Origin of the sequence: Chloroflexus sp. (genome assembly GCF_049970315.1) — a bacterium.
Classification (GTDB): domain Bacteria; phylum Chloroflexota; class Chloroflexia; order Chloroflexales; family Chloroflexaceae; genus Chloroflexus.
On sequence record NZ_JBMFNE010000004.1, the window covers coordinates 123,197 to 149,433 of the forward strand.

The 26,237-nt window shown below is 55.7% G+C and carries 16 protein-coding genes; 5 read left to right on the top strand and 11 right to left on the bottom strand.

Features of this window, described 5'->3' with window-relative positions; translation table 11 throughout:
- Nucleotides 1–31: 31 nt before the first annotated feature.
- Together nadB and nadA are read right to left on the bottom strand one after the other, a co-directional pair.
- The gene (gene nadB / locus ACP5OT_RS04360) at nucleotides 32–1,687 is read right to left on the bottom strand and encodes an L-aspartate oxidase (RefSeq protein ID WP_428131421.1); all 1,656 of its coding nucleotides are present in this window, start codon (nucleotides 1,685–1,687) and stop codon (nucleotides 32–34) included.
- A 43-nt stretch (nucleotides 1,688–1,730) separates the two neighbouring features.
- A complete protein-coding gene (gene nadA, locus ACP5OT_RS04365; RefSeq protein WP_424677046.1) occupies nucleotides 1,731–2,702 on the bottom strand; it encodes a quinolinate synthase NadA in 972 nt (323 codons plus the stop codon).
- 256 nt (nucleotides 2,703–2,958) lie between these two features.
- Between nadA and ACP5OT_RS04370 the strand changes: the two genes are divergently transcribed.
- Genes ACP5OT_RS04370 through ACP5OT_RS04380 form a run of 3 tightly spaced genes read left to right on the top strand, consistent with a single transcriptional unit; the run spans nucleotide 2,959 to nucleotide 10,753 of the window.
- On the top strand, nucleotides 2,959–7,170 hold the full coding sequence (locus tag ACP5OT_RS04370) for an adenylate/guanylate cyclase domain-containing protein (RefSeq protein WP_428131423.1): 4,212 nt from the start codon (nucleotides 2,959–2,961) through the stop codon (nucleotides 7,168–7,170).
- A gap of 15 nt (nucleotides 7,171–7,185) precedes the next feature.
- Nucleotides 7,186–8,268 carry a hypothetical protein gene (locus ACP5OT_RS04375; RefSeq protein ID WP_428131425.1) on the top strand — a complete coding sequence of 361 codons (1,083 nt, stop codon included), beginning with the start codon at nucleotides 7,186–7,188 and terminating at the stop codon, nucleotides 8,266–8,268.
- Nucleotides 8,222–10,753 (top strand): peptidase, encoded by a 2,532-nt coding sequence (locus ACP5OT_RS04380; RefSeq protein ID WP_428131427.1) that lies wholly within the window; start codon nucleotides 8,222–8,224, stop codon nucleotides 10,751–10,753. Before ACP5OT_RS04375 ends, ACP5OT_RS04380 begins: the two co-directional genes overlap by 47 nt.
- A gap of 36 nt (nucleotides 10,754–10,789) precedes the next feature.
- Here ACP5OT_RS04380 and ACP5OT_RS04385 read toward each other — a convergent pair whose 3' ends face one another.
- From ACP5OT_RS04385 to ACP5OT_RS04395, 3 genes are all read right to left on the bottom strand, one after another.
- A complete protein-coding gene (locus tag ACP5OT_RS04385) occupies nucleotides 10,790–11,449 on the bottom strand; it encodes a response regulator (RefSeq protein WP_424677042.1) in 660 nt (219 codons plus the stop codon).
- A gap of 2 nt (nucleotides 11,450–11,451) precedes the next feature.
- Nucleotides 11,452–13,452: a sensor histidine kinase gene (locus tag ACP5OT_RS04390; protein ID WP_424677041.1), complete on the bottom strand. Its 2,001-nt coding sequence runs from the start codon at nucleotides 13,450–13,452 to the stop codon at nucleotides 11,452–11,454.
- 161 nt (nucleotides 13,453–13,613) lie between these two features.
- Nucleotides 13,614–15,935: a S8 family serine peptidase gene (locus tag ACP5OT_RS04395; RefSeq protein ID WP_424677040.1), complete on the bottom strand. Its 2,322-nt coding sequence runs from the start codon at nucleotides 15,933–15,935 to the stop codon at nucleotides 13,614–13,616.
- Between the two features lie 77 nt (nucleotides 15,936–16,012).
- Here ACP5OT_RS04395 and purF point away from each other — a divergent pair, with 77 nt between their 5' ends.
- Together purF and ACP5OT_RS04405 are read left to right on the top strand one after the other, a co-directional pair.
- Nucleotides 16,013–17,479, top strand: a complete 1,467-nt coding sequence (gene purF / locus ACP5OT_RS04400; RefSeq protein ID WP_424677039.1) for an amidophosphoribosyltransferase — start codon at nucleotides 16,013–16,015, stop codon at nucleotides 17,477–17,479.
- Nucleotides 17,480–17,721: 242 nt separating this feature from the next.
- Complete coding sequence (locus tag ACP5OT_RS04405; protein ID WP_428131429.1) at nucleotides 17,722–19,521, top strand: peptidoglycan DD-metalloendopeptidase family protein; 1,800 nt, start codon at nucleotides 17,722–17,724, stop codon at nucleotides 19,519–19,521.
- On the opposite strand, the gene ACP5OT_RS04410 is transcribed toward ACP5OT_RS04405, so the two are convergent.
- The 6 genes from ACP5OT_RS04410 to ACP5OT_RS04435 all read right to left on the bottom strand — a co-directional run bounded on the left by ACP5OT_RS04410 (nucleotide 19,508) and on the right by ACP5OT_RS04435 (nucleotide 26,221).
- The gene (locus tag ACP5OT_RS04410; RefSeq protein WP_428131432.1) at nucleotides 19,508–20,287 is read right to left on the bottom strand and encodes a hypothetical protein; all 780 of its coding nucleotides are present in this window, start codon (nucleotides 20,285–20,287) and stop codon (nucleotides 19,508–19,510) included. The two genes, ACP5OT_RS04405 and ACP5OT_RS04410, sit on opposite strands and share 14 nt — an antisense overlap.
- Nucleotides 20,284–21,336, bottom strand: a complete 1,053-nt coding sequence (locus ACP5OT_RS04415; RefSeq protein ID WP_424677036.1) for an ABC transporter ATP-binding protein — start codon at nucleotides 21,334–21,336, stop codon at nucleotides 20,284–20,286. The genes ACP5OT_RS04410 and ACP5OT_RS04415 overlap by 4 nt, the downstream gene beginning before the upstream one ends.
- Before the next feature lie 61 nt (nucleotides 21,337–21,397).
- Entirely contained in the window at nucleotides 21,398–22,198 is an 801-nt protein-coding gene (locus tag ACP5OT_RS04420; RefSeq protein WP_428131434.1) for a hypothetical protein, read from the bottom strand.
- A gap of 137 nt (nucleotides 22,199–22,335) precedes the next feature.
- Entirely contained in the window at nucleotides 22,336–23,787 is a 1,452-nt protein-coding gene (locus ACP5OT_RS04425) for a proton-conducting transporter membrane subunit (protein ID WP_424677034.1), read from the bottom strand.
- Nucleotides 23,788–23,789: 2 nt separating this feature from the next.
- A complete protein-coding gene (locus tag ACP5OT_RS04430; RefSeq protein ID WP_428112660.1) occupies nucleotides 23,790–24,512 on the bottom strand; it encodes a hypothetical protein in 723 nt (240 codons plus the stop codon).
- An 11-nt stretch (nucleotides 24,513–24,523) separates the two neighbouring features.
- Nucleotides 24,524–26,221, bottom strand: a complete 1,698-nt coding sequence (locus ACP5OT_RS04435; protein ID WP_428131437.1) for a hypothetical protein — start codon at nucleotides 26,219–26,221, stop codon at nucleotides 24,524–24,526.
- Nucleotides 26,222–26,237 lie beyond the last annotated feature (16 nt).

Consider the following 26,237-nt stretch of genomic DNA (forward strand, 5'->3'; position numbering starts at 1 on the left):
AAGCTATGCCGTCTTCCGTTTTCCGAATTCGCTACATCATCGCGACTTGGGGGATGGCTCGCTCATCGTTGCTCCGCTCTGGCGGTGGTGCAATGGTTGCGGCAAAGCACGGTGGTGTGCGACGGCGAAGGATGGTGTGTCTACGCCAAGCTTCATCGCTCTGGGGGTAATCTTGGCGAAAATGACCACCGCGACTTTCGGTGCGGAGCAGGGCTGAAGCCACGATCAGACGTGCAGTCAGTCCAGCATTCACTGCGGTGATCGCTTCGGGATCGAACGGATCGGCGATCATTGGCCACGCCTCTAATTCGATCAATGCCTGACGTAACGTATCGCCATGGCGCAGGGGACCGGCAGCACGCATGATCGTTGCCAAGTGTGCCCGCCACGCTACCGGTACTGCTGTAGTTGTCAGATTCACCGGAAGAGGATCGGGCAACGGCAACGGTATGCGGCGCCACGTTGCTGCTACTTCACCGGCTCGCCGCCCAAACACCAGACATTCGAGTAACGAATTACTTGCCAGCCGGTTCGCGCCGTGTACACCGGTACAAGCCACTTCGCCGGCAGCAAACAAACCGGGGAGATTCGTTGCACCGTTGAGGTCGGTGCGAACCCCGCCCATCAGATAGTGTGCTGCCGGTGCAACCGGGATCGGATCGCGCACCGGGTCGATCCCATCGGCGCGCAAGCGGGCAACAATCGTAGGAAAATGGTGCTCGATACGGTCGGCGGGGAGATGGGTCAGATCGAGCAAGACATAATCACACCCCTCGGCTTGCATCGCTGCCATAATTCCGCGCGTCACTACATCACGGGGGGCCAGTTCGGCACGCGGATCGTAGTCGGGCATAAAGCGCCGGCCTGACGGTGTATAGAGACGGCCCCCTTCACCGCGTGCGGCTTCGGTAATAAGGAAGCCATGCCCATCACGGGTACGATAAACGGTAGGGTGAAACTGCACAAACTCCATATCGGCGACTTCTGCGCCGGCACGGTAAGCTAACGCGATGCCTTCACCAAGCGCAATCGGTTGGTTACTGGTGAGGCCGTACAAGGCGCCGGCCCCGCCGGTTGCCAACACTGTAGCTGCGGCCAGCACCCGCCACCACGTACCATCAGCCAGTCTGACGAGGGCGCCAACCACGCGCTTCCCGGCAGTGAGCAACTCTATTGCTTGGGCTTGTTCACGCACGATAATTCGAGGGGTGGCTCGTACTCGGTCGATTAAAATGCGCGTTACTGCCCAGCCGGTTGCATCACCAACATGAACGATGCGCCGACGGGAGTGACCGCCTTCTAGCCCCAACGCAAACCGATCGGCGTCGCGCTCGAAGGGTACACCGAGAGCGGCTAATTCACGCATTAACGTCGGCGCCTCGTGGGCGAGCGTCGTCACCGCGGCCACATCACACAACCCGGCGCCGGCAGTCAGCGTATCGGCAATGTGGAGATGTGGTGAGTCGGTGGGATCGAGGGCAGCAGCGATCCCTCCTTGTGCCCACGCTGAATTACTTTCGGGCAACGTCCCGCGGGCCAAGACGAGAACCCGTGCGCCGACTGCTGCTGCCGCTAACGCTGCTGTGAGACCGGCAGCACCGGCGCCAATCACCAACACGTCAAACTGTCGATCACAGGCAGGGGGCACGAACGATACTGCACTGCGTGGGGCTGGGATGGGATCCATAGAGTACTCCGCAGCTCGTGTATACATAACGCCATCAACACGGTCATAGCGCCAACATCCGTTCGATAGCCACCCGTGCTCGCTCAGCAATCTCTGGTGGTACCTTCACCGGTTCACGTAAATCGCGCAAGCTATTGCGCACTTTTTCCAGCGTGATCAGTTTCATATAGCGACAACTGATCGAATCGTCAATCGGGACAAACTGCTTGTTGGGATTGGCCTTACGCATGCGGTGTAAAACACCGATCTCGGTCGCAACTACAAAACGGCTGGCCGATGATCGGTTGACGTAGGCAATCATGCCTTCGGTTGAGAGAATATGGGTACCACGCTGATCAATCGCGCCACTGGCCAGATAGTCCATGGCACTGCTCACACAACCGCATTCAGGGTGAATGAGGAATTCGGCATCGGGCATCGCTGCTCGCTTCTGTTCGATCATATCAGGGCGAATAGCGGCATGCACATGGCACTCGCCAGCCCAAATCTTAAGCGGGCGCCCGGTCTTTTGGCGCAAGTAACTGCCGAGAAACATGTCGGGCAGAAAAAGAATGGTCTTGTCGGCGGGGATAGCATTGATCACACGCTCGGCGTTGCCTGAGGTGCAGCAATAGTCACTCTCGGCCTTCACGGCAGCACTGGTATTGACATAACTAACAATAACTGCCCCTGGATTTGCCGCTTTCCACGCGCGTAACTGCTCGACCGTAATCGAGTCGGCCAGCGAACAACCGGCATTGGCGTCAGGGATCAGGACCGTGCGTTGTGGGTTGAGAATCGCTGCCGTTTCGGCCATGAAGTAGACGCCGCATACTACAATGACATCAGCATTGGTGCGCGCTGCGGCCTGTGCCATACCGAGCGAGTCGCCGACATAGTCGGCGATCTCCTGGATTTCGCCGTACTCGTAGTTGTGGGCCAAAATGATGGCATTGCGCTGACGGCGTAGGTCGTTGATCTCTGCGATGAGGGTAGCGGCGGTGTCGCCGGTAGTTTCGTACAGTTGGCCGAGCATGGGTCTTTCCTTAGTTAGTGTTATTATTACACTTTATAGCAAGTGTGACGAGTATACACCTCCACCAAGATATTGTCAAGAGGTCACTAAAAAATTTTTTATCGAGTCGCTCATTTTACCCTCTTCTTTTTTTACCTCTTTCGCTGCACAATAAGGTTATCACGCACCAGTTTGGCAAAGCGTAACTATAAACCAATCTCCGGCGACAAAACGTTTAGAATAGAAGATGCTTGCTTCCCGTTCGCCGGAGTAACCTATGGAAGTCGCTATGACCGGTTCGTTGATCAAATGGCGTGACCTGATGAACTATCTCGATCCTCATCAGGCTGCCGAACTTGCTGCTACCGGCACGCTACCGGCATCGGTGCGTGCGCACATTGGGCAGAGTTTGCGGACCCAGCTCATTGCGTATGCAGCGTACATTCCGGCTCAAATCGTGCAACGCCAACTCATCAACCCGCAGCCCGGTCGTACTACCGGCGCGTTTTGGAAAGGTTCGCTGCTTTTTGCCGATCTTTCCGGCTTTACCGCGTTGTCAGAGCGTCTGTCGGTATTAGGCCGGCAGGGTGCCGAAGAGGTATCGGCGGTTGTCAGCCGGCTGTTTGACACACTCTTGTACGAAGTCCACACACGTAATGGCGCTTTGCTTAAGTTTGGTGGCGATGCGTTGACCGTTTTCTTTGATGCTACTACCTTGGGTGATCAACATGCCATCGCTGCTTGCGCTACCGCATTGGCGATGCAAGCACGGATGGAGGAGTTTACCAACCTAAAGACACGCGCCGGTCCGTTTACCCTTCGACTCCGGGTTGGTGTGCATTCCGGTCAGGTGTTCGCCGCTGAAGTCGGTGATCAGAGCCATATCGAATTGGTCGTGACCGGTTCGGAAGTGAATCGAGTTGCATTGGCGCAAGAGATTGCTGCGCCGGGTGAAGTGGTCATTACCGAACAGACGTTACGTTTGTTGGATTCCTATCAGGTCGAAGCGCGGAGCAAGGGTTTTTATCGTCTGTTGAGCTTAGCTGCTACCACCAGCTCGATCTCGGCGCCGTTACCGTTACCGTTAGCGGGGCCAAACGATCTGGCGACACTCAATCGCTTGGCGTGCCAATTGGCTGCGCTCCAACCATACCTAGTCCATCGCTTACCGCGTCGCTTTCTCGATCCGGCTGCGGGTGAATTGGGTGAGTTTCGTCCGGTGACGGTGCTCTTTGCCAACGTCTATGCTTTTTCGATCTATCTGAATACGTTGCAGCTCGAACCGGAACGGGCTGCTGCCGTGTTCAACGCTTATTACCAACGGGCCCAGGCGGTTGTCCATCGTTATGATGGTATCGTCAACAAAGTCGATATGTATACCCACGGTGATAAGCTGATGGTATTGTTCGGCGCACCGACTGCCCATGAAGATGATCCAACGCGGGCAGTCCGGTGTGCGCTCGAATTGCGTGAGGCGTTGTCTGAAGCGAATCAAGAGATTGCCAAATTGCTGGGTACGGCGGTACCACCGCTCACTCAGAAGATTGGTATTAATACCGGCACGGTCTTTGCCGGGCGGGTTGGTGGCGCAACCCGCTATGAGTATACCGTAATGGGTCCGGCAGTGAATTTGGCGGCTCGGTTGATGGCAGCAGCGCCCACAGATGCCATCTATCTGTCGTCTAGCACCCAAACCGCAGTTGAGGGGCAGTTTGTCCTCGAACCGGGGACATCGTTGCAACTTAAGGGTTTTAACGAGCCGGTGATACCGGTACGGGTGGTACGGATCGCGGCAGTTGCCACACGTCAGAATGATGCAAACCTTGCCGTAGCACCGCTCATCGGTCGTGATCGTGAGATGGCTGCAATGTTGGTTGCAGCACGTGCTGCCTTGAAAGGTCGTGGTACCACGATTGCTGTGGTTGGTGAAGCCGGTGCGGGGAAGTCGCGATTGGCGGAGGAGGTTATTCAACAACTAGTGATTGCCTCAACTGAGCAACACGTAACCGAAGAGGAAGTACCACCATTCACCATTCTGTTTGGGGATTGCCAGAGTTACGAGCAGCGTATGCCCTACGCGGCGATCCGCAACCCTATCTTGAGTGCGTTAGGGCTCGATTTACGGACTGCGCCTGAACAGTTGGTTACCGACATTACGGTGCGTGTTAAGCGGCTTGTACCGGCGCTCAGCCGATTTATCCCGCTGTTACGCGATGCGTTGGGTGTGCCGTTACCCGAGACGACGCTGACCGCTGGCTTGTCACCTCAACAGCGCCATGACCGACTCCAAGAATTACTGGTCGAGATACTCCCGGCAACGGCAGCCCGTGAGCCGTTGTTACTCGTTCTCGAAAATTGCCATTGGGCGGATACGGCTTCGCTGGAGGTGCTCGAACGGTTGAGCAAGATGCTCGCGGGACGAACGTTAGCTTTGGTGGTGACGTACCGACCCGAAATGGTCATGCCAATGCCATGGGATGCGTTACCGGGGACGGTGCGTATTGAGCTGAGCGAGTTGTCTGCTGATGATAGCTACCGGTTGCTGGCCGCCTTGCTTGACGGTACCCCACCGTCTGAGATGTTGCCGCTGCTTGAACGCACACAAGGTAATCCCTTTTTCATCGAAGAACTGGTGCGAGCCTTGGTACGTGATCGGCTGCTTGTACGCCGTGAATCCGATGGGGTATGGCAACTGACCCGTCTGTTCGAAACGATTGAGGTACCGCGCAGCATCGAAGGTCTCCTCATTGCCCGGCTCGACCGGCTTGATGAACCGCGTCAAGAATTGGTACAGGTAGCAGCGGTGATTGGGCGACGCTTCCCTCGCCCGGTCGTTGAAGGGGTCTATTCCAATCCGTTGGCCTTGGACGAGGGCTTGCAACGTTTGATTGAGAGCGAACTGATCCAAGCCGACCAGCAGGAGCAGATTTTGGCCTATATCTTCCGCCACGCGCTGTTGCGTGATGTGGCTTACGAAGGTATCCTCTACGCGCGCCGGCGGATGTTACACGCGCGGGTGGCGCGTCGGATCGAGGAGATTGCTGCCAATCAGCTTGAAGAGCAATATGCCGTGCTCGCGTGGCATTTCCTGCAAGCTGAGGAGTGGCAACCGGCGTTGGAATATCATCTGCGCGCCGCAGAGCAGGCACGTCGCCGTTTTGCCAATCGTGATGCGTTGGCGTTGTATACAACGGCGCTCAATCTTGCTCCACGTTTGACCACCGTGTTGCCACCAGCGCAATTGATCGAACAGGTTGCCGGTATGCACGAAGCAATCGGTGATCTCTATCTCGTGTTGGGTGACTACGAACAAGCTGAGCATCACTTTCGCGAAGCGCTCCAACTTAGCTTACCGGTAGGCGATGAACCGGTAAGTGAGCGCTGGTTGCGGATGCACCGTATGCTGGCAACCGTTGAAGAGCGCCGGTCACGTTACCAGGCAGCCTTCGAGTTGCTGACGATGGGTATGGCACGTGCGCATCGCGCGTTACAGGCCGAGACAGCGCGGTGTTATATCCTCGGCGCCGGCATTGCCTATCGTACCGGTGATTATGTCCACGCGATGGAATGGGCACGGATCGGATACAACTTGGCCGTGACCACCGAGCAGATCACCGACCAAGCGCGTGCGCTTAAGATCATCGGCAACATTGCCGGTTATCAAGGCGACCGCCAACAAGCGATTGAGGCTCTCGATCAGGCTCGCCTGCTGTACGAACAGGCGAACCTACCGGCCGGTTTGTGTGATGTCCTCAACGATCTCGGTCGGATCTATACCCAGGCCGGGCGGTGGGTTGAGACGATTGCCGTGTTTGAGCGATCAATTGCATTATCGGAGAGCATCGGTGATGTATTGGCTACAGCGCGGACGGCCAACAATCTGGCCGTGGTGTTAGTCGGTCGTAATCAACTTGAACGGGCCGATGAACTCTATCGGCTGGCAGGCGGTCTCTTTGCACGACTCGGTTCACGGTTGGGAGTAGCGGTAACAAGCTACAATCGGGGCGAAGTGCTGCTCTATCAAGGACGAGCCGCTGAGGCCGATGAACTCTTCGCTACCGCTATCGGTGAACTTGAAGCGATTAATGCGCGCAGCTTTTTACCTGAAGTGTTGCGATTAACAGCGCTTGCGGCGTTGGCGCTCGGTGATCTGGAACGTGCTCGTACTGAGGCGCAGCGTTCGTTGGCAATTGCTGAAGAACTGGGTCAAGCTGATGATGCAGCAATCGCGCATCGAGTACTGGGTGAGATTGCACTGGCTGCCGGTGATCTGGCGATTGCTGCCGAACTGTTTGAGCAGAGCAGTGCGATGTTGATCCAACTTGAAAATCGTTATGAGTTGGGGAAAGTTCGTTATCATCAAGCTCGTTTAGCGCTTGCCTATGGTAATGTATCAGCAGCAGTTGCGGCGCGTGCGGAGGCGATTGGTATCTTTATCGATCTCGATGCGCAGCGCGATTTAGCGCTCGCGCAGGCTTTGCCGATCTAGGAGGAGTTGAAGACAATGTCACGTATCTGGTTCGTTGTCAGTATTCTGAGCCTGTTGGCAGCACCACTTGCCTTCGCCCCGACATCGATCCCGGCAACGGCTGCTGAAGTTCCGATCCAGCTCTCGACCGTGACCGAATTGCCCCTCGTTGGCGAAAGCGAACCGAACGGTAGCATCACGCCACCTGGTGTTACTGCGCAATCCATTGCCATCGGCCGTACTGATAGCTGGCGTCAACCGATTGAGGGTGTGATCGCGTCATCGAGTGATATTGATTATTTTGCTTTCACTATCGATGCGCCCGGCTCATTGGTTACGGTGACGTTGACGAATTTACAAGCCGATTACGACCTCGTTTTTGGTGGCGGAGTCGATCCTGTGACCGGACAGGGAGGTGCTACTGAGAGTTTTGAGTTCGATCTTGGGAAAAGCGGCCTGGAAGATGTGACGCAAATCGGCGGGCAGATCACCTCGATCGGCGGGCAGATTACGTCAATTGGCGGACAGATCACTTCGATCGGTGGGCAGATTACGTCAATTGGCGGGCAGATCACTTCGATCGGTGGGCAGATTACGTCAATCGGCGGGCAGATTACCTCGATCAGCGTTAATCCGGGAACACGCGACGAACAGATCGAAACCATCGTCTGGCACCCGGGGCGCTATTTTGTCGCGGTTGCACCGGCAAGTGCCGGTGAGACGAGTCCTGTTCCCTACCAACTGACGATTACGCTCAATCGAAGTACGCTCCAATCGCTCGGACCGGCTCCTCACGTTCAGGTCCTCACCGATGTGCCCGATCCTGAGGTGACCACCCTTTATATTATCAATTCTGCCCGAATGCAAGAGGTTTATCCAGATGAGTTAAGCAACATTCTGGCGATAGATGATTCCCTTCAGTTCTATACGAGCCCCGCAACATTGGTGTGGAGTAGTAACGAAACTCCACTGATTGAAGAAAAAGGGTTTGTGATCGACTTGGCCGATCTCACCGTTGTCACGGGCAGTGGTGCGACGCTGAAACCTCGCCGCGGGGCAGGTCGAACAACGCATGGCCGATCTCACCGTTGTCACGGGCAGTGGTGCGACTCCGTTTAGCCAATTGTTACAGGATTCGGTTCAGACTAATAACCAGCGTAACCCACTGTATGCCAACTATCTCGCCAGCATTATCGACCATGTGATCGAGGCGATGATCGATCCAACAGGCAATGGTCGTTCGGGTGAGGTACGGGTAGGCTACCAGATTTCTGTAGACAACAATGTCGAACCCAGTGATGAGAATGTGCAAACAACACCGTATCCTAACGTGCGCAACATTGTGCTGATCGGGAGTGATGAGATTATCCCGTTTTTCCGCTTGCCCGATCTGACGACGATTGCGAACGAGGCCGATTATCTAAAGTATTTAGAGACGATTGATCCGAATAGTGGCGGGAATAGCCTTATTTCACCCGATAATCCCTTGGGTGCCGCCCTTCGTAACCGTATGCTCCTCAGTGATAATCCCTACGGTACCGACCGACCCTACCGCTTCTACGGCTTTCCACTGTTTATCCCAGACTTAGCGGTTGGCCGGATTGTGGAACGGCCTACGGAGATTGTCGATTTTTTGCGTCGGAATGTACCGGGGTGGGATGACTCCATCGATCTACGGGCCGATTCGTTCTATACGCCAACACTTTCGCTAACCGGGTATGATTTCTTAATCGACGGGGCGACGGCAATTGCCAATACTATCGGCCAAGCGACGACAGATAGTGTTGCCAAGCGACTGTTAATTACGAATACGTGGAATCGAACCGCGTTTGAGAATGCGTGGCTTGAACAACCACTTGACGCGACCGGCTTCTTCACTACGCCGCTCGACGTTTATTCCCGTACCCAAACGGTACTGAGTTCATTGAATGCCCACTTCGACCATTGGCAGCTTCTTCCAGCGGTCAGGAGTGGTACCAATCCCGACTTTCCCGCCGAGCGCATCCTGGCAGTGCAGTACAGCAGTAGCGGACCGACTTCGTCGTGCGATTATTACCCATCGCTATGCCCTGGCTTTTTCTACAATACTATCTACTATTCGATCGGTTGCCATAGCGGTTACAACGTACCGTCCAATGCGATCCTCCAATCACCAGCGACGATCCCGGTCAGTCGGTATACTGCCGACTTTCCCCAAGCCTTCAACCGGCATGCCGGTAACTGGATCGGTAACACCGGCTACGGCTATGGCACACTCGACGGAGTTGATTACAGTGAGCGACTGGCGGTGTTATTGACGCAAGAGTTGCTGCGGAATGAGACACGTCCCGATTCGGCTGCTCCTGAAGGTTTCACTTACGTTGGCCGCAGTATTGGTGAAGCGTTGGTCAATGCTAAAATCCGCTATCTACGGACATCGTTTGGCTTGAACGCTTACGATTACAAGATACTGTCAATAACTACCCTTTATGGCTTACCGTGGAAGCGGCTCTTCGTTGATAACCCATTGAATGCGCCGGTTGAAGACCTCAATGCCGAACGTCCGGTTGACGACCGCACGGCACCAGAGCCAATCGGTAGCAGTCAGTTGACCCGTACTATTACATTTACGATCAATTACGATCCAAACTATCTCCAACCCACGCGTACCGGTTCAGTCGTCCGCCTCCGCGCGAGCAATGTGACGATTAGCGATACCTTCTTGCTTAACAGTACCTTTAACATCACACCTACCGTTACCGTCTTTGACTATAACCAGATCGGGATGCCGAGTTTACCTGCCTTTGCATACGATATTACAGCGCTTTCGGGGAGTGATGATGATGATGATAACCGCGTACCGTTAGTGGTGCGAGATGTGATTTTCCTCGGTGGACAGTACAATACGGTTGACAACTTTAACCCGACTGTCACCCAAATTGTGACCGAGACGTTTGACCCGCTCATCACGACCACCATCGAACCCGACTTTAGTGCCGGCATCGGTTTCTGGCTACCAGACCGGTTTTTTGGTCATAGCCGCCTCGGTGATGGTGCAGGCCAGCGTGATACGTTGATTAGCACAGCCGCCGTCTTTCGCACTACCGACGGTGTCACCGGTACATTGCGCACCTATACTCAGCTCGTCTTTCAAGTCATCTATACCGATCCGGCAGCATCTGGTGCTGAGACGGCACTTGCCGATCAGAATCCGCCGGTGATCGAGCGGGTACGTATCGCCGGTCAAGATATTATTCCGCAAAATGTATCGACACCGATTGAAGTCGTGATCAGCGATCCTGATCACCCGACCAACCCGCAAGTAACGGTGACGGCCGTCTACCTTGCTGACGATAATGTGACGTGGACACCGCTAACCTTCACCCAAGACACTACCGATGGGCGTCTCTGGCGCGCATTGGTGCCGCGCAATTGGCCGGATGTTCACTTGATCATCACAGCAGGAGACCAAGCTGGTAACTCGGTGATGTACACGGCCAAGGGATTACTTGCGCCACCGACGTACCAGGTCATGTTGCCAGTTGTTATCCGCTCTAGTGCGAGTTCATCAGGCTTGCTGCCGTGTAGCATGACAATTGTCAACGAGAATTGCACAAATTCATAGGGCGAGCAACCGGCAGCGGGTGGGTCGCGATAACGTTCACGACCGTAAATGCTCGCGTGCCCACAAAGCGGCTTGAGTCCGGTCGCGCACGGCGAGTTTGGCGAAGATCACACTGAGATGGTTTTTGACGGTCCCAATACTCAGTGCGAGTGCTTCGCCAATCTCTTGATTCGTGTAGCCTTGTGCCAGTAGGCGAAGAATGTCTCGTTCGCGAGGGGTCAGTGCGATGGACGGTTCGGCTGAGGGGCTAGGGAGCGAAGCGGACGGTGTCGCCAATTGGCTAAGACGTGGTAAGAGTTGGGCTGTGATTTGCGGATGGATGAGCGCACCGCCGGCAGCAACGGTACGGATGCTATCGGCTAATACGCGATGATCAACATCTTTGAGGAGGTAGCCGCGGGCGCCGGCGGCAATCGACTGTAACACACGTTCATCATCTGGGAAGGTCGTGAGCATAATGACTGCCGGGCGTGGGCCGCGCGCGCTCAGATGTCGGGTTGCTTCAACCCCATCCATCTCCGGCATCATCACATCCATTAATACAATATCCGGATCGAGCTTGGCGACGAGGTTGAGCGCCTCACGGCCATTGCCGGCCTGCCCGACGACTTCAATATCCGGCTTGCGCGCCAATAACGTCGCAATACCGGTGCGAATCAACGCTTGATCATCAACAATGAGCACCCGGATTGCCATCGCTATTCCTCACCTTCGTAGGGTAACACCAGCCGTAGTCGCCAGCCACCTTCGGCGAGTGGTCCCGCCTCTAACCCGCCGCCAAGGGCCTCGGCCCGTTCACGCAGACCTAATAGACCAAAACTGCCATTTCCCAAATCAACAGGGGGTAATACTTGGTGTGGACGGTTATCGTTGGTGACGGTGACTACCACGTAACCGTCGGCTGCACGCACCTGGACATGCATGGTGGCAGCGTGGGCGTGTTTGCAGGCGTTGGTCAACCCCTCTTGCACCGTGCGGTAGATACAATGTGCTACCTGTGCCGATAATTGCGCCAAATCGCCTTCGATGTCGATAGTCACGGTAGCCTGGGTGCTCTGTGCGCACTGTTGGGTTAGCCGGTGTAGCGCTGGGACTAGCGTTGCCGGTTGAAACGGTAGCTCAGCGTCGGCCACTGCTAACAAACTGCGCCATGCGCTATGCAACAATTCGCGACTGTTCGCTAAATGGTCACGTGCCTTAGCCGGATCTTCGCCGGCCAGTTCGGTGGCGAGTTGCAGTTCAAGATTCATTAACACGAGTTTGGAGCCGAGATCGTCGTGTACTTCACGGGCAAGACGCGAACGTTCGGCGGCGATGGTAATCCGCTGCACCTCGTCAGTTTGCTGTTTTATTTCGGTTTCAAGCAACTGAACCTGTTGTTCGACCTGCTGGCGACGACGTAATTGGCGTCGAGCCAACAGCAACGGGCCACTGACGAGCATTACCGCCACCAATAAGCTCATAATAGTCGTAGAGTCGCGAAAGCTTGGCTGGATGTAGCCGATCATCATTAGTAACGGGAGCCATATTCCGCTGAAGAAGAGCAGTTGCCACCGTGAGAGGCGACTGGTCATCTGCCAAGCGACCAACAACAGTCCCCACAATAGGGGAAGCAAGTTGGTAAGGGCGGCCATGAGGGTAATCGTAATTGTTTGTACTACCAGGCCGATCTGAATAAAGATGGAGCGGCGGACGTACTGTGTGTAGGCATTGGTGACGATCAACAGACCGCCTAATACCACGAGCCAAAGCAGTATAGGTAGCGAGGGAGGCCGGGATTGGAGGAATACCAGCCCTAACGATAGGCCCACAAAGAGCGATGGCAGTAACCAAGCCAGTATATTATTAGGCAGCGACGAGATCAGCACTTCATCGAACGCCCCGGCCAGCATTCTATACGGTGTCGGTTTCGTGTCATTTGGGACGTAGCGTAGGGCCTGTACGGTCGCCCGTAATCGGGCAATCGCCGTTGCCGTTGCTGTTCGTGGTACATCGAGTGCGGTTTGTAAGCGGTTGAGGTTCGATTGTGCCATCGCCAAGGCTGTGGTCAGCCCTTGCTCTGCATAGACCAATGTCTGCTGTACCTCGCCGGTGAGCCAGTTCAACAGCCGCTGACGCTCTTCCCGTGCGACACGCTGCTGTATATCGCGTAATAATGTCGATAGCGCCGTATAGTGTTGCTGCATCTGTTGGAGCTTCTGCTGCACCTGCTCGCTACGATGAACGTGGCGCGCATAGATAAACGCTGCAATAATGGCGCAAACCGCGGGAAAGGCAATCGCAAGGTTGCTTTGTAGCCAGATCAATATATCGTTCGAGAGTTGATAGCGTACAATTGCCCAAATGATCCACACACTCACCGCCATCAATGTCCACAACCATGGTCTGAAGAGGATGATTCCCTGTAGGACGAGCACGAGATAGATATAGTCGATCAATGGTGCGGCAGTGAGTAGTTGGGCACATGCAGTGGCGGCCAATTCAATGGCGATCAGCGTTAATCGCCCGCCAACCTTCAGCAGTCGGAGCGGTGTCAGCCACGCCAAACCGAGCATTACGCCAAGACACGTTGACATCCCGGCCAATCGTGACCAGTCGTTGCGCAACGTTGCATCACCGACCGTGCTGAGCGCAGCGATCAGGGTTACTATTGAGAGCAGACCGAGAAACGCGAGCGCAGTCCGTTGGTAGCGAATCATAGCTTGAATAGTGACAGTCGACGTGATCCCACATGTAGAGTGTATCATATCGGGCAAACGGTGTGATCGCATGGAGAACGAGCATGTTTGTCGGTGGCGCAACAAGATAAGGAGGAGCTATTGTGGTGTGTCCACGACCACTGTGAGATAACTGTTCGTGCTTATCGTGCCAGTGCTCGGCGGACTGCGGATGCAACATCAAGAATACCGGCTCCGGTGCCATTCCCTGCACCACACCGGTCGCTATCGTCGAAGGGATAGGGACGAGCAGTATCGCGGAGTATCTGCTCGGTCGCGTCAATGTTTCCAATCAGAGCAGGATTTGCTGACCAGAGGAGGGCCACTGCTCCGGCTACGTGTGGTCCGGCCATTGAAGTGCCGCTAGCTCGGTGATAGCTGTTGTTAGGAAACGCCGATAACACCTCTACCCCCGGTGCGAGTAGGTCGGGTTTAGGGCGGAGGCTACCATCACTGACAACCGGACCGACACTGCTGAATGGCGCCAGGCGGCCCTCGTTATTCACAGCGCCGACCGTCATCACTTCGGCGTAGATGGCAAGAGGGGAGTTGACTGAACTGCATGCCGGGCCGTCATTGCCGGCACTAGCAACCACGAAGACGCCAGCGGTACGGAGCGCACGGACGGCCGGTTGGAGTGATGTGGACGTGCAGCCTTCGAGGTCTTGCGGGCAGCCCCATGAATTGTTGAGAATGTGCGCACCTCGTGTCGGGTTGCCGTCGCGGAAAGGGTCGCCGCCCGGTGGGTACGGCGCAAAGAGGAATTGCATGCAGTCGAGATAGCGCGGTGCGTTACCAATGTTGCGGGCCAGATTGACGCACCCGATCCATTGCGCATCCGGTGCTACCCCGACCCGATTTCCCAAGATTGTCGCGAGAGTGTGGGTACCGTGCCCATTGTGATCATACGGTGCTTCTGCACCCGTCCACGGATCGAGCCAATGATAAGCGTGGATGACTCCGTTTTCTGTCTGACCAGCATACGCATCGCTCAATTCAGGATGTTCAGCATCGACCCCCGAATCGGCTTGGCCGATGAGAATGCCGGCGCCACGCACTCCTAATGCCCAGGCCTCCGGTACACCGATAACGGTGAGATTGGTGGGTGTTTCATCAGGTGATGGTTCGTCGCCACGCGCTGTTTGGAGTGGTAGCGGTAACGGGCGTAAAAATGGTGATGGCATCACCTCGGCCACTTCGGGCCGGTTTGCCAACCAAAGACGCAGTGGGAGATCGCCTTCAATTTCTAAGGCGTTGACGAGATAGTAGGGTGTGTAGCGCACACCTAAGCTGTCAAGCGCTGCTCGAAGATCGGCTTGCGTTGCGATGGCATGATCGGTTAGACGGCGATACACAGCGCTGCGGCGGGTTTGGTAATCGGTGATAGTCGTGAGGTCGCTCACATCTGCTTGATCGCGCAACACCACGAACCAGCGATCCCCCGCCGGTGTTGCTCGTCCACCCCCGATGAGCAGCGTCAGCCCGGCCACTGCCACAAGTGCTGCACCGGCGGTGTGGAGAAGACGATTGGGGAGAAAAAGGGCTAATGGTATGACCAGTAAGGCCAGTAATGCCTGCCCAAGAGCGGCCAGCAAGGCTAGATGAAACCCCTCGGGGAAGCTACCAAACAATAACAATGGCACTAATGCGTCGGAGTCCGTCAGGACGAGTGGCACCCCAAAAAAGAAGAGACCAAAGAGCGCCGAGAGGGGAACGATAGCTTTCACATCGACGTGCCGCCCAATTGCCAACCATAACCAGCCCCCGACCGGTGCGCAACAGCAGAATAACAGGGCTGCACCGTTCGGGCCGAGCGCACGACTTAGCACAAGCAGGAGGAGACTGAGCGCAGCCCCTTCGCCGAGCCAGACCCTCATCGGTACCTCACCGTGTACCCAACTGAGCGGTGGTCGCCATGCGAGTAATTGACCGCCAGCCCAGCCTATCGTCGCACCGAGTGTTAAGGCGAGACCTACGTCGACCCACGAACCGGGCGTGCCGATAGCTAGCCACGGCAACGCGAGGAAGGCCCCTGCATTGAAGAGGATTGGAGTTGTCTGCCATTGTAGCGGACGACGTATCAGCCATGCCAAAACCAGTGTGTAGATCAGGCTTAGTCCGAGTTGAGTAACCATCAGCAGTTGGCTCTCGGCAGAGGGAATCATAATGGTCAGTGCCAGGGTTGCCGGTAATGGTAAGGCAGCCAACCAGCGCACTGCTGCTGTACGCACAGCTCCGCTGCCGATCCAGACCCACAGCCCACATACCGCGGCACCGATAACCACGCTAATCCAGATGACGATCATGCGCCCTGTATCGCCGCTGGCGAAGAGGGTTACGCCGATTTCCACCAGTCGCAAGATGGCATTTATGCCTAATCCAATGCCGAGAATCGCCGTCAGTGCGCAGCCTTTGGCCCATGAGATGCTACTGCGGGGAGGCGTACTGTCGAATGGTATGGTCATAATCCGTGTTATACTTTCTATAGATAGCAATGTCGCAATGTCGTCTCCTAACCTGCGCGCAGGAGGAACCTCTTATCATGCAATCGCTCTCAGGCGTAACTACGTCTTATGATACCATCACTGATACACCGGACGATGTACTCTTCCCCCAAGACAAACCGGGTCACGAGTGTGGGGTGTTCGGTATCGTTGCTGCCGATGCGGATGTTGCCCGGTTGACCTTTTTTGGTCTCTACGCCCTCCAACATCGCGGCCAAGAGAGCGCCGGTATCGCAGTAAGTAATGGTCGTAGTATTCGCTACTATAAAAACATGGGTCTTGTTGCCCAAGTTTTCGATGAAGATAAACTACGACCACTCAGTGGCTATTTGGCCATCGGCCATACACGCTACTCGACCACCGGTTCGTCGAAACTTGAAAATGCGCAACCGTTTGTCGTCGAGAGTGCGTTGGGGCCATTGGCCGTCGGCCACAACGGTAATCTGACCAATGCTGCTTCACTGCGTCGCGAACTCCTCCAACGTGGTGTGGGTCTAACCAGCAGTAGCGATAGCGAGGTGATCACCCAAATGCTGGCGGGTGGCGAGGGGCGCACGTGGGAAGAGAAGCTCAAAGTGTTTATGGTGCGCGCCCAAGGTGCCTACTGTCTGACCGTGCTGACCCGTGATGCGCTCTACGCCGTGCGTGATCCGTGGGGTCTGCATCCGCTCTGTCTCGGTCGGTTGGGTGAACAGGGGTGGGTGGTTGCCTCGGAAAGCTGTGCGCTTGGTACGATTGGGGCCGAGTTGGTGCGTGAGATAGAGCCGGGTGAAATCCTCAAAATCACTCTCGACGGCCCGCAGGTGATCTCACACCAGCCCTCGCCGCGGATTGCAGCTTGTCTGTTTGAATACATCTACTTTGCCCGCCCTGATAGCGTATTGCACGGAAAGGTGCTTCATGCCATGCGTGTGGCACAAGGGCGCGAATTGGCCCGGGAAGCGCCGTGTGATGCCGACGTGGTGATTGCCGTGCCCGATAGTGCAACACCGGCTGCTATCGGCTATGCCCAAGAGTCGGGCATTCCCTACTCGGAGGGTTTGATCAAAAACCGTTATATCGGTCGTACCTTCATCCAACCCGACGACCGGCTGCGTAAGTTGGGTATCGCGCTTAAGTTTAATGCACTCTCCGATAATCTGGCCGGTAAACGGGTCGTTCTGGTTGATGATAGTATTGTGCGCGGCAATACCAGCGGCCCGATTGTTCGGATGCTCCGTGAGGCGGGAGCAAGTGAAGTACACGTGCGTGTTTCATCTCCGCCGATCCGTCATCCGTGCTTCCTCGGTGTTGATATGGCTACCTACCCAGAACTGATCGCACACCGGATGTCGATTGAAGGTATTTGCCAGCATCTCGGTGCTGATAGTCTAGCTTATCTGAGCCTTGAGGGTTTGATCCGCTCGACCGGTCGTGACCCGGCGACTTTCTGTACCGGCTGTTTTACCGGCCACTATCCGGTTGAGATTGAGCCGGTTGATAAAGAGGTGTTCGAGTTGCGGTGAACACCAATTCTGTAGTTGCTGCACCTTAGGCCTTTTAGGGAGTACCTTACGTTGTTTCGTGTTCCTTCAGTGATTTTTGCTGTTAAAGAGTTACTTTTGTAAGCATCTCCTTATTTATCGGCATACCCCTCGGTTTGGCTGCCTCCTGTAAGTGATGTACCGCCAATTGTATCGATGGCCGATGCCACACCCTCGCTCCCGCACTTGACCGTTCCCTCACTTTCGGCTATCTTTATCGCACTATGCATCGCTTGTTGCTGATTGTGCTGATCTGCCTAACGGCTTGCACGGCCCCATTGCCGCCGGTGACTCCGTCACCACCGCCGCTAACCCCAACGGTCATTGGCTCCCAACCGGCAACTGCGACCGTCCTATCGACACCACTTCCCACCGTCTTCCCAACGATCACGCCAACACAGCCACCGGTTGTGCCCCCCACACCTGCCCCTGCCGTCCATCCGCTGTTCGATCCCCAACGGCTCAGTTACGATTACCAATTTAGTGGGCCTGAGATTCAAGCGTTTCTAGAAGCACGTAATAGTCCGCTGGCTACCATCCGCACGGTGGTCGGTGGGCGCAGCCATTCGTTTACCGATGTGTTGGTCGTGTTGAGCAATTTGTACAGTATCAGTCCCCGTCTGTTGCTTAGCCTGATGGAACTACAGAGTGGTCTGCTCAGTACTCCTAATCCGAGTGATGGGCAGTTGGTGTGGGCTGCCGGCTTTCGCGGCGATAACGGCATCCGGCGAGGGTTGTTTAACCAGTTGCGCTGGCTGACCCGCGAGCTGCGGGCAGCTTTGCGTGATTACGCTCTGCTTGGTCCGACCGAGTTACCACCGTTGACCTTTGCCGATGGGAGTCAGATCGGAGCGCCAACCGATCTTAGTCGGTATGTGCTCAGTCGAGCGCTCGCCCCGACGACTACTCCGGATCGGCTCGATGGGTTACTCTGGGCGGTAGCCCCGACCTATCAGCGTCTGTTCGATCTTGATCCGCGTCTTGCCCCGCTTGACTGGCCACCGCCGGCAGCACCGTTTCTCTCGCGTCCGGCAGAACATAACGTGCCTGTGACCTCGTTTTTCGACCACGATACTCCATTTTTGCGGGCTAACGGTTCGTTGCATACCTACTGGGGCCGGGCCGAAACCGATCGTGCGTTTGCCTACGATGGACATACCGGTTGGGATTATGCTATGGGACCACCCGATCGGGTACTGGCCGCTGCACCTGGTCGGGTTGTCTTTGCCGGCTATTCCGATGATGGGTGTGCAACGCCGGCGGGTGCGGTGATTATTGAGCACGGTAACGGGTACCGAACACTGTATTGGCATCTGGAACGCGTCTTGGTGACGTCCGGTGATGTCGTGGAACGTGGTGCGGTGATCGGTATTGCCGGCGATACCGGTTGTGCGCGTGGTGCGCATCTGCACTTTCAGGTTCAGTATCTAGGCCGTGATGTCGATCCATACGGTTGGTGCGGTGCCGATCCTGATCCGTGGGCTGTGAATCCGGTGGGTCAGATCAGCGTTTGGCTATGGGCTGATATGCCCTCGCCCTGTGGATCGCCGTCGCCAAACGTGATCGTCGTTGATGACGGCGATCCTGGTTTTCGCACGAGTGGTGAATGGCAAACGATAGCGATGGGCTACGGCGGGAGCGCGCAGTTTGCTCCGTCGCAATTGGCAGTTAGCACGTCACGTCCGTGGCGGATGAGTGATTTCGCTGCACCGCGCGTCGCAGTCTGGCAACCGGAACTACCTACCGCCGGCACCTATCGGGTATTGGCGTATGTGCCATTTGCCCTCAACGGCTACGATGACTCACGAGAGGCGCGGTTTCTCATCCGTCACCACGATGGTGAAACGGTAGTGACGGTTGATCTAGAAGCTGAGCGGAATTGGTGGGCCGATTTAGGAGTGTATCAATTCGATCCAACAAGCACACCGTTAGTCGCCACCGGAACGCTGGCCGGTGATCGTCGGCGAGGGATCTGGGCAGATGCAATCGCCTTTGTACCGGTAACTGATCCTACGACGCGCTAAAGATCAGGTCACGTCGTTTGAAGGCGTAGTGCGCCAGTCCGAGAAATGCGAGCAAGAGAGACCACTGGGCAAGTAGATTCGACCACGCCGTGATATTCGAGAAGGTACGGGTAATACTCAGGTGGTAGCCGTACATCACCGGCACGAGCGGGCTACTCAGTATCGTCTGTACTGCCCGTAGCACGTCGACCAATACAGGACTCAGTTCGGCGATTTGGTTGATGACAGGACCACTAATCACGTTACTCGACAAAGCAACGGCTACCAGGGCTAAGATAAAGAGGCGCCACCCGGTTGACGCTACCAATGGTGATAGCAGTAGAATGAGTGCTGCGCCAAGGCACATATTGAGGAAAAGGGGTAAGGTGGCAAGGATCCAGCCTATCAGATCAAGGTCAATTGCCCGATTGAGGATGGCAACGAGTAGGCTGAGCATACCGTACATTGTCGTTGCGACCGTAACTGACGTGAAAAACACCCCCAGTAAATAAGCGATACGACTAACATTGTGGGCCAAGACGATGTACCCCTGAGGGCGGTCAACCAGCCCGATGATAAAACCGGTGGTGATCATTGCCATCAGTGGTCCAAACAATCCAAGCACGGTAAACAGATAGCCGGCATTCATCGGGGTATCGGTCGGGCGAAGCAAAGCTGCATAGCAGGCAACCGTCGCCACCAGTTCAAAAAAGATCCGACCAGAGCGTAAGTACTCAAGCAAGTTAAACCGAACTAATCGCGTTGCTTGTACGAGTGTATACTTCATTGTTTACCGTCCTTAGAACGGGTGGAATTGATACTACCAATTTGTAAGAGACGTTTAAGCATCGGGTCTATCTCATCAGTTGGTGGTGGTTGTGGCGTGTCACGGAGCGAGATCCGCGTTACGGGAGATGCCACTAGGTTGTCTGTTGGTTGACCGCTAACGGTATGCAAATAGATCTGCATCAAACGACTCATTTGTGGTTCCAGTACGTTGATGGAGATTTTCGCTTCCAGGAGGATTTGCAGTACCTTTGCTTGTAGCTCAGATGTATGTGGGCTAATCAGTACGGTGTGTTCGTTGGTTTGCACCTCTGGCCCGATCATTTCAAGCCGTTGGCGCAGCGCTAGATCGAGTGGTCCCGTCTGAATGACCATACTGCCGGGGATTTGACGTACCTCAGGTACGTTAACTTCGAGCATTATTTTGCCCTCGGTGAGGATACCGACGCGGTCGCAAAGGTATTCCACTTCGGCCAGTCGGTGGGTGCAGAGCAAGACCGTGTGACCGCGCTGTCGCACATCCTTGAGAAGGGTGAGCAATTCCTGCTGACCATCGAGATCAAGCCCGCTGGTCGGTTCGTCGATCAGTAACAAGTCAGGGTCGGTTAACAGGGCTTGGGCGATGCCGAGCCGTTGCAACATCCCCTTCGGGAACGTGCGCAGATAACGATGGGCCATTGCGGTTAGGCCGGTTAATTCGAGCAGCTCGTCGATACGCTGATGCAAGCGTTTAGGCGGAATACCGTCGAATTGGCCGAGAAAGGTGAGGTATTCAAGGGCTGTGTAGTGTGTATGGTAACGCTGACGTTCGGGAACATATCCGATGAAGCGGCGTTGTGCTTCGAGATCTGCGCTGCCAAGCACGCGAATGCGCCCACTATCGGGATGCAAAAATCCTAATAAAAGATGGATGAGGGTTGATTTGCCGGCGCCATTCGGACCGATCAATCCGTAGACTTCACCGGCGACCACGCGCAGATTGACTCCGCGTAATACCGAGACATGACCGTAACGCTTTGTGAGACCTTCAACTACGATGACTTCGGTCATGATGATGCTCCAAAAGTGATCGCCGTTGTGACTTGGCTACCGAATCTCAGGTATTGCTATTTTATCTTAACACTATCACTGCCAACAAGGCTGTACTGCCGGCCCAACCCAGTGTAAAGCGCAGTGCGACCGGTACGCTAAAACGGGGTACACGGCCTTGTAGCCAGCGTAGGCTGAGAATCGTGACCACACTCCCCGCAATGATCGTCACTGCCGCTACCCACGCCGGCACGCTGGCGAGTGATAAACCTGCTTGCCAGACGACCGTAATCAGCGCCGCGGCTACCAGGTCACGGGCGAAGGTTATAGCAGCAGCCGTCTTGGTCGACTGCCCTTCGACAATACCGTGCGGACCGAGTGACGGTTCTGGACCGAATGGCCCCCAATTGATCGCCGCCGGGAGGCTCAGGAGGCCGCTCACCAACACCAGCCCATGCCCGGCAAGCGCTGCCCCGGTCAGTGTATTGTCGTTGCTAAAGCCTATCGCTGCTACGCCCCACAGTAATGCGCGACCGAGCAGGCTGATCTGCGCCTCGCGCATAGCAGCACGAACGATACGAGGAGTTCCCGCCGTTAAGGTCGGCCACAGTGGCAGCCATGCCGCTACCTCGAGCAAGGCCCACGCCCCTAACCAGCCAAATGCGTGTGGCGACGGATGCCACGGCCACGGTAGACCGGTAAGCCCACCGGCAACGCAGAAGAGCGTGGCGAGTGCCATCCAACCGGGTCGATCGGTTGCGAAGCGTAATTGGCCGTTGGTTGGTAGTTGCCATGTGGTGAGTTCGCGATACCCGATCCATAGCCCAAACGTCCACAAACCACCCGGATAGATCAAGAGTGCTAGCAACTCAGCTATCCACATAAACGGTCCAGACCCTTTCATTGTGCAGTATGCGCCCATGGGTCATGGCGCGAACGGGTAGTATCCTATCGGCATTCGTACAATCGCCCCGTTCTCTTCGTCTATCATAACCTGGGTGCCATGACCGTCGAACAGCACTATGAGGCCGACAGCACCGCTAAACTACGCACTGCGGCTTCGATAGTTGGTAAGAGTAGGTTGGGAAAGAGACCGATCACAATGATAACAACCAGCAATACCCCGATAAGCCCACCGACCCCTATCGGTTCGCCAACGTGACGCGGTGGCACTAACCGGTTCAGGTCAGATTCCTCAAGTAGTGGAGGTTCAGTGGTTGGTGATGATTCACGTGTCCCCAGCAAATACTGGATCGTCAACTGTACCAGTGTGAGAGCGGCAAGTGCCATCGCTGTTGCCAAAACCAGTACTTCGATCCAGTTGATGGCCGCGGCCGCCTGTAATGCAAGGAGATAGCTCGTGCCGCCCGGAAACGGGAACCATCCGATGAGTGCCAGCCCACCACCGAGTAAACCCGCGCCGGCCATCGGGCGCTGCCAAAACAGGTCACTGCGTGTTGTTGCCGCTAATTGTCCGTCGGGATATTCGATCAGCGCTAAACTGAGGAGGACTGCGGTTACGCCTAATGCCAGGTTGATACTGCCTAAGATAGCCCCGCTCAGACCGGGCAGTGACAATGAGGCAAAACTGTAGAAGATGATTCCACAGTGTCCTGCGATAAGGTAAGCGATTCGACCACGTAGTGACCCCGCGGTTAACGCCAAAGCACTCGCAAGTACGGCACTGATTGCAGCCCCGGTGCGCAAGACGTTGAGCGCCTGCCCACCTTCAAAGATCAGCGTGGGAAAACTTTGGAGGGTAAGCAGGAAGATGAGGAGACTGGCCGGCGCCGGTAGTGCGATCAACAAGATACTGGCTAGAGAACCGCTATATGAGACGAGATCAACCAGCCATGAATGAAATGGAGTCAATGCCATCCGCAACGCAAAACCGGCAGCCAACAGTGCCAAAATGAAACGGGCCGGTGAGATTCGTCCCGGCAGTTCGCCCGGTCGAAAGATGTCGGTGAGCACATATGCGATGTAGAGCAAAATCCCGCTGACAACCATCAGAACCAGATATTTAAGTGCCGCCGCTAAGACTTGCCGACTCACCAAAACCCCCGCACCGACCGGCAGATCGACAATCGCCAGCACGGTGGTGAGACCAATTGAAACGAGCACGAGTGCGGTGACAAACGAGTCTTGCATGACTAGAATGGCGATGGTCTGCCCGATCGTAAGCAAACCAATCGCGCTGAGATTTTCCCCGTGAGGCAGGATCAGCGCAGTGATAAGGGTGACGATGCCCACTCCAAGAAAGAGAAAGAGGAAAATCTGATGTAATGGGCTGAGGAGTAATGTCACGCCCAACACCCGGATCGGATCGTCAACCCGCACTTGCACCGCGAGCAAGAGTTCGGTTATCAGGGTGCCGATAGCCAATCCGATGGCGATCCGCGATCGACGGCGCAAGAGGAAGGTGGTGAACGCCATACTGATGGGGAAGAAGATGAGTAGTAGGTACAGCATGGTTATCCGCGGAAGAGTTCGCTGATGGCGAGTGTCTTGAGGCGACCGTAGACCAAGCCGGCAAGATATGCAATGGCTAAGGCGAGTAAGATTTGCACCGTACTGAGGAGTGATAGCGGTACAATCTTCAAGCCACTTGCCGCCGGTGCGCTGATCACGGTGCTGTAGAGCAGATCGATGCCGCTGGTGCAGAGTAACATTCCTAGCCCAATCTTCAAGACATCGCTTGCCGTGGCAATGGTTAAGACGCCACTGAGGGCGAGCCAGTACCACGCGAAATCGAGGACCGGGCTAGGAGCGATTGGGTAGATAAGTGGTAAGAGGATACTTGTGCCAAGCGCTGCCAGGCCTGATCCAAAAGGTAGCATATAATCGATGAGTCGAAACGTTTCGGTTGAGCGTTGGCGAGCTGCTGCCCGCAAGGCGCGTCGTAGCTCCGCTTGCCCGAATTCGTCAAGGTCTTCGAGGCCGTAGTCACGAGAAAAGGTCAGTGCTGTTACGGCAAGAATTGAAGTGGCGCAAAGGCCGGTCAGCACTTTTATCACGGCTAGTGAACTCAGCCCAAACTGACCAAGATCAGGTGGAATAAACGGTTGTTGGTTCAGCAAACCGGCTAGTGCAATATAATTCAAGAGTAACAGCCCAACAGTGAGCCGCCAGTCGCGTAGCAACAAGATACCACCTGCTGAGATGCTAAGCAGTATGATCCAAATATCAATCGTCATATCGTTCCTGCTCACTGTGCCATCAACACGAGGATAGCAATCAGTGCAACAATCACGCCAAACAGATAGTAGCGCTGCTCGAAGATGATCATCGCTGTATGCAGCAGAGTCGCTACTCGATCAAGGCCGCGCCCGATCAGAGTCAACATGGTGCGCGCGTTGGCAATTTCGACCGGCCAACCGAGTACCTTACCCATACCTTGCCACGTTGGAATGACTGCCTCACCGGGGTTGAGCGACGGTGACGAGACTGCGTGCCGCGCGAGAAACCACCCACCAATCCCGATAGCCAGAGCGAGTCCGACAAATGGCCATGCAATCGGCTCAGCGGGCAAGATTGGCGGAGCAAAGGGTGACCAACTGAGCCAGAGCGGCCACGCTAGCCACGGCGCTATGCCCGCTAGCACCAGTGGTGCGAGTATAAGAACGCCAAGGATCTGTTCGCGACCGCGTTCGTTGACACCGGCACGGCCGTACCAACAGCGAAAGAGGAGCGGGAGACCGGCCGCCAACCCTATCACTGCTGCCGCAATCAGGGGTGGTATGGCCCACGCAAGTCGGGTGACCAGTGCTTCGCTCAGCCAGCGCCAACCCCAGAAGCTCCAACTGACGGGGAAGCCGGTAGCCGTTGCCGTAATCACCATCCAGAGCACTCCGGTGAGTGGTAAGCGAATCTGCGCCGGTGTACCATCAAGCGTATCGCTGCTTTGATGCCGTTCGATCGCGGCTACCACCAAACCGCCGGTCACCGCATGAAGTGGTATGACCAACAACAACGCCGATGCGGCTAAGCCGGCCAGTGGATCGTTGATTGCTGAAGCGCAGACCACCAAGCCTGCCTGCATTGCCCCTTGCCAAAAGACGAGTTCGCGGCCCGATGTTGACCGTAATGCGCCGAACGCAGCACCCAATGCTCCGAGCGTACCGGCAGCCGCGAGCACTGCACTCGCCAGATCGGGCAGCGGCGGTAATTGGGGTAAGATGCGCACGATAAAACCTAAACCAATCGATGGTAAGACTACGCCAACGGTCAATGCGCCGATCAATGGCGGTGCGCCGACCGCATCGAGGCGTGTACCGGCAAACGGTGGTGCTCCGGCGAGGGCTAAGGCGCCGATGATGGCAATTACCACAATCACCGGCGCCGGTAAGGTATCTGGTGGTTGGAGGGCCATCGTCGTGATCAGACTACTTGCCGCCACGACGGCCACAGCTCCGGCGATGAGATAGCCCGGTAAGCGATCTGGTTCATACTGCATACTAGCAGCGAGTAAACTTCCATGCACTGATACCACCGCTAGTACCCAACTCAGTGGGGTAAAAAAACTCAGCGGGGAAATAGTCCAACTCAATAACGCTGCCGCCAGACTGATGAGAAGCCAGCCAAATAATGCCCCCAAACCGATTGTTGACGGCGGAGCCGTCAAGGCAAGCGCCAGTAACCCAACGGTTCCACTCAGCAAGATGGCAACGACGATTGCCCGCTCGCTGAGGGCAACCGCTGATGGTAAAGTTAGTGGGATTGCTCCGATAGTCAGCAACGGGTCGGTCGGAGCCAAAACTACTGGGTCAAGTGCAACGCCGACGGTTGCTAGTCCTGCGGCCAACGCAGCAAATAATCCCATCCGGCGGGTAAGACCGGTTGTGGTCAGTAAAAAACACATTACCGCTGCCGCTAACAGGCCGATCAGACCGATTGTGACACCCATGAAACTTCTATCCGTG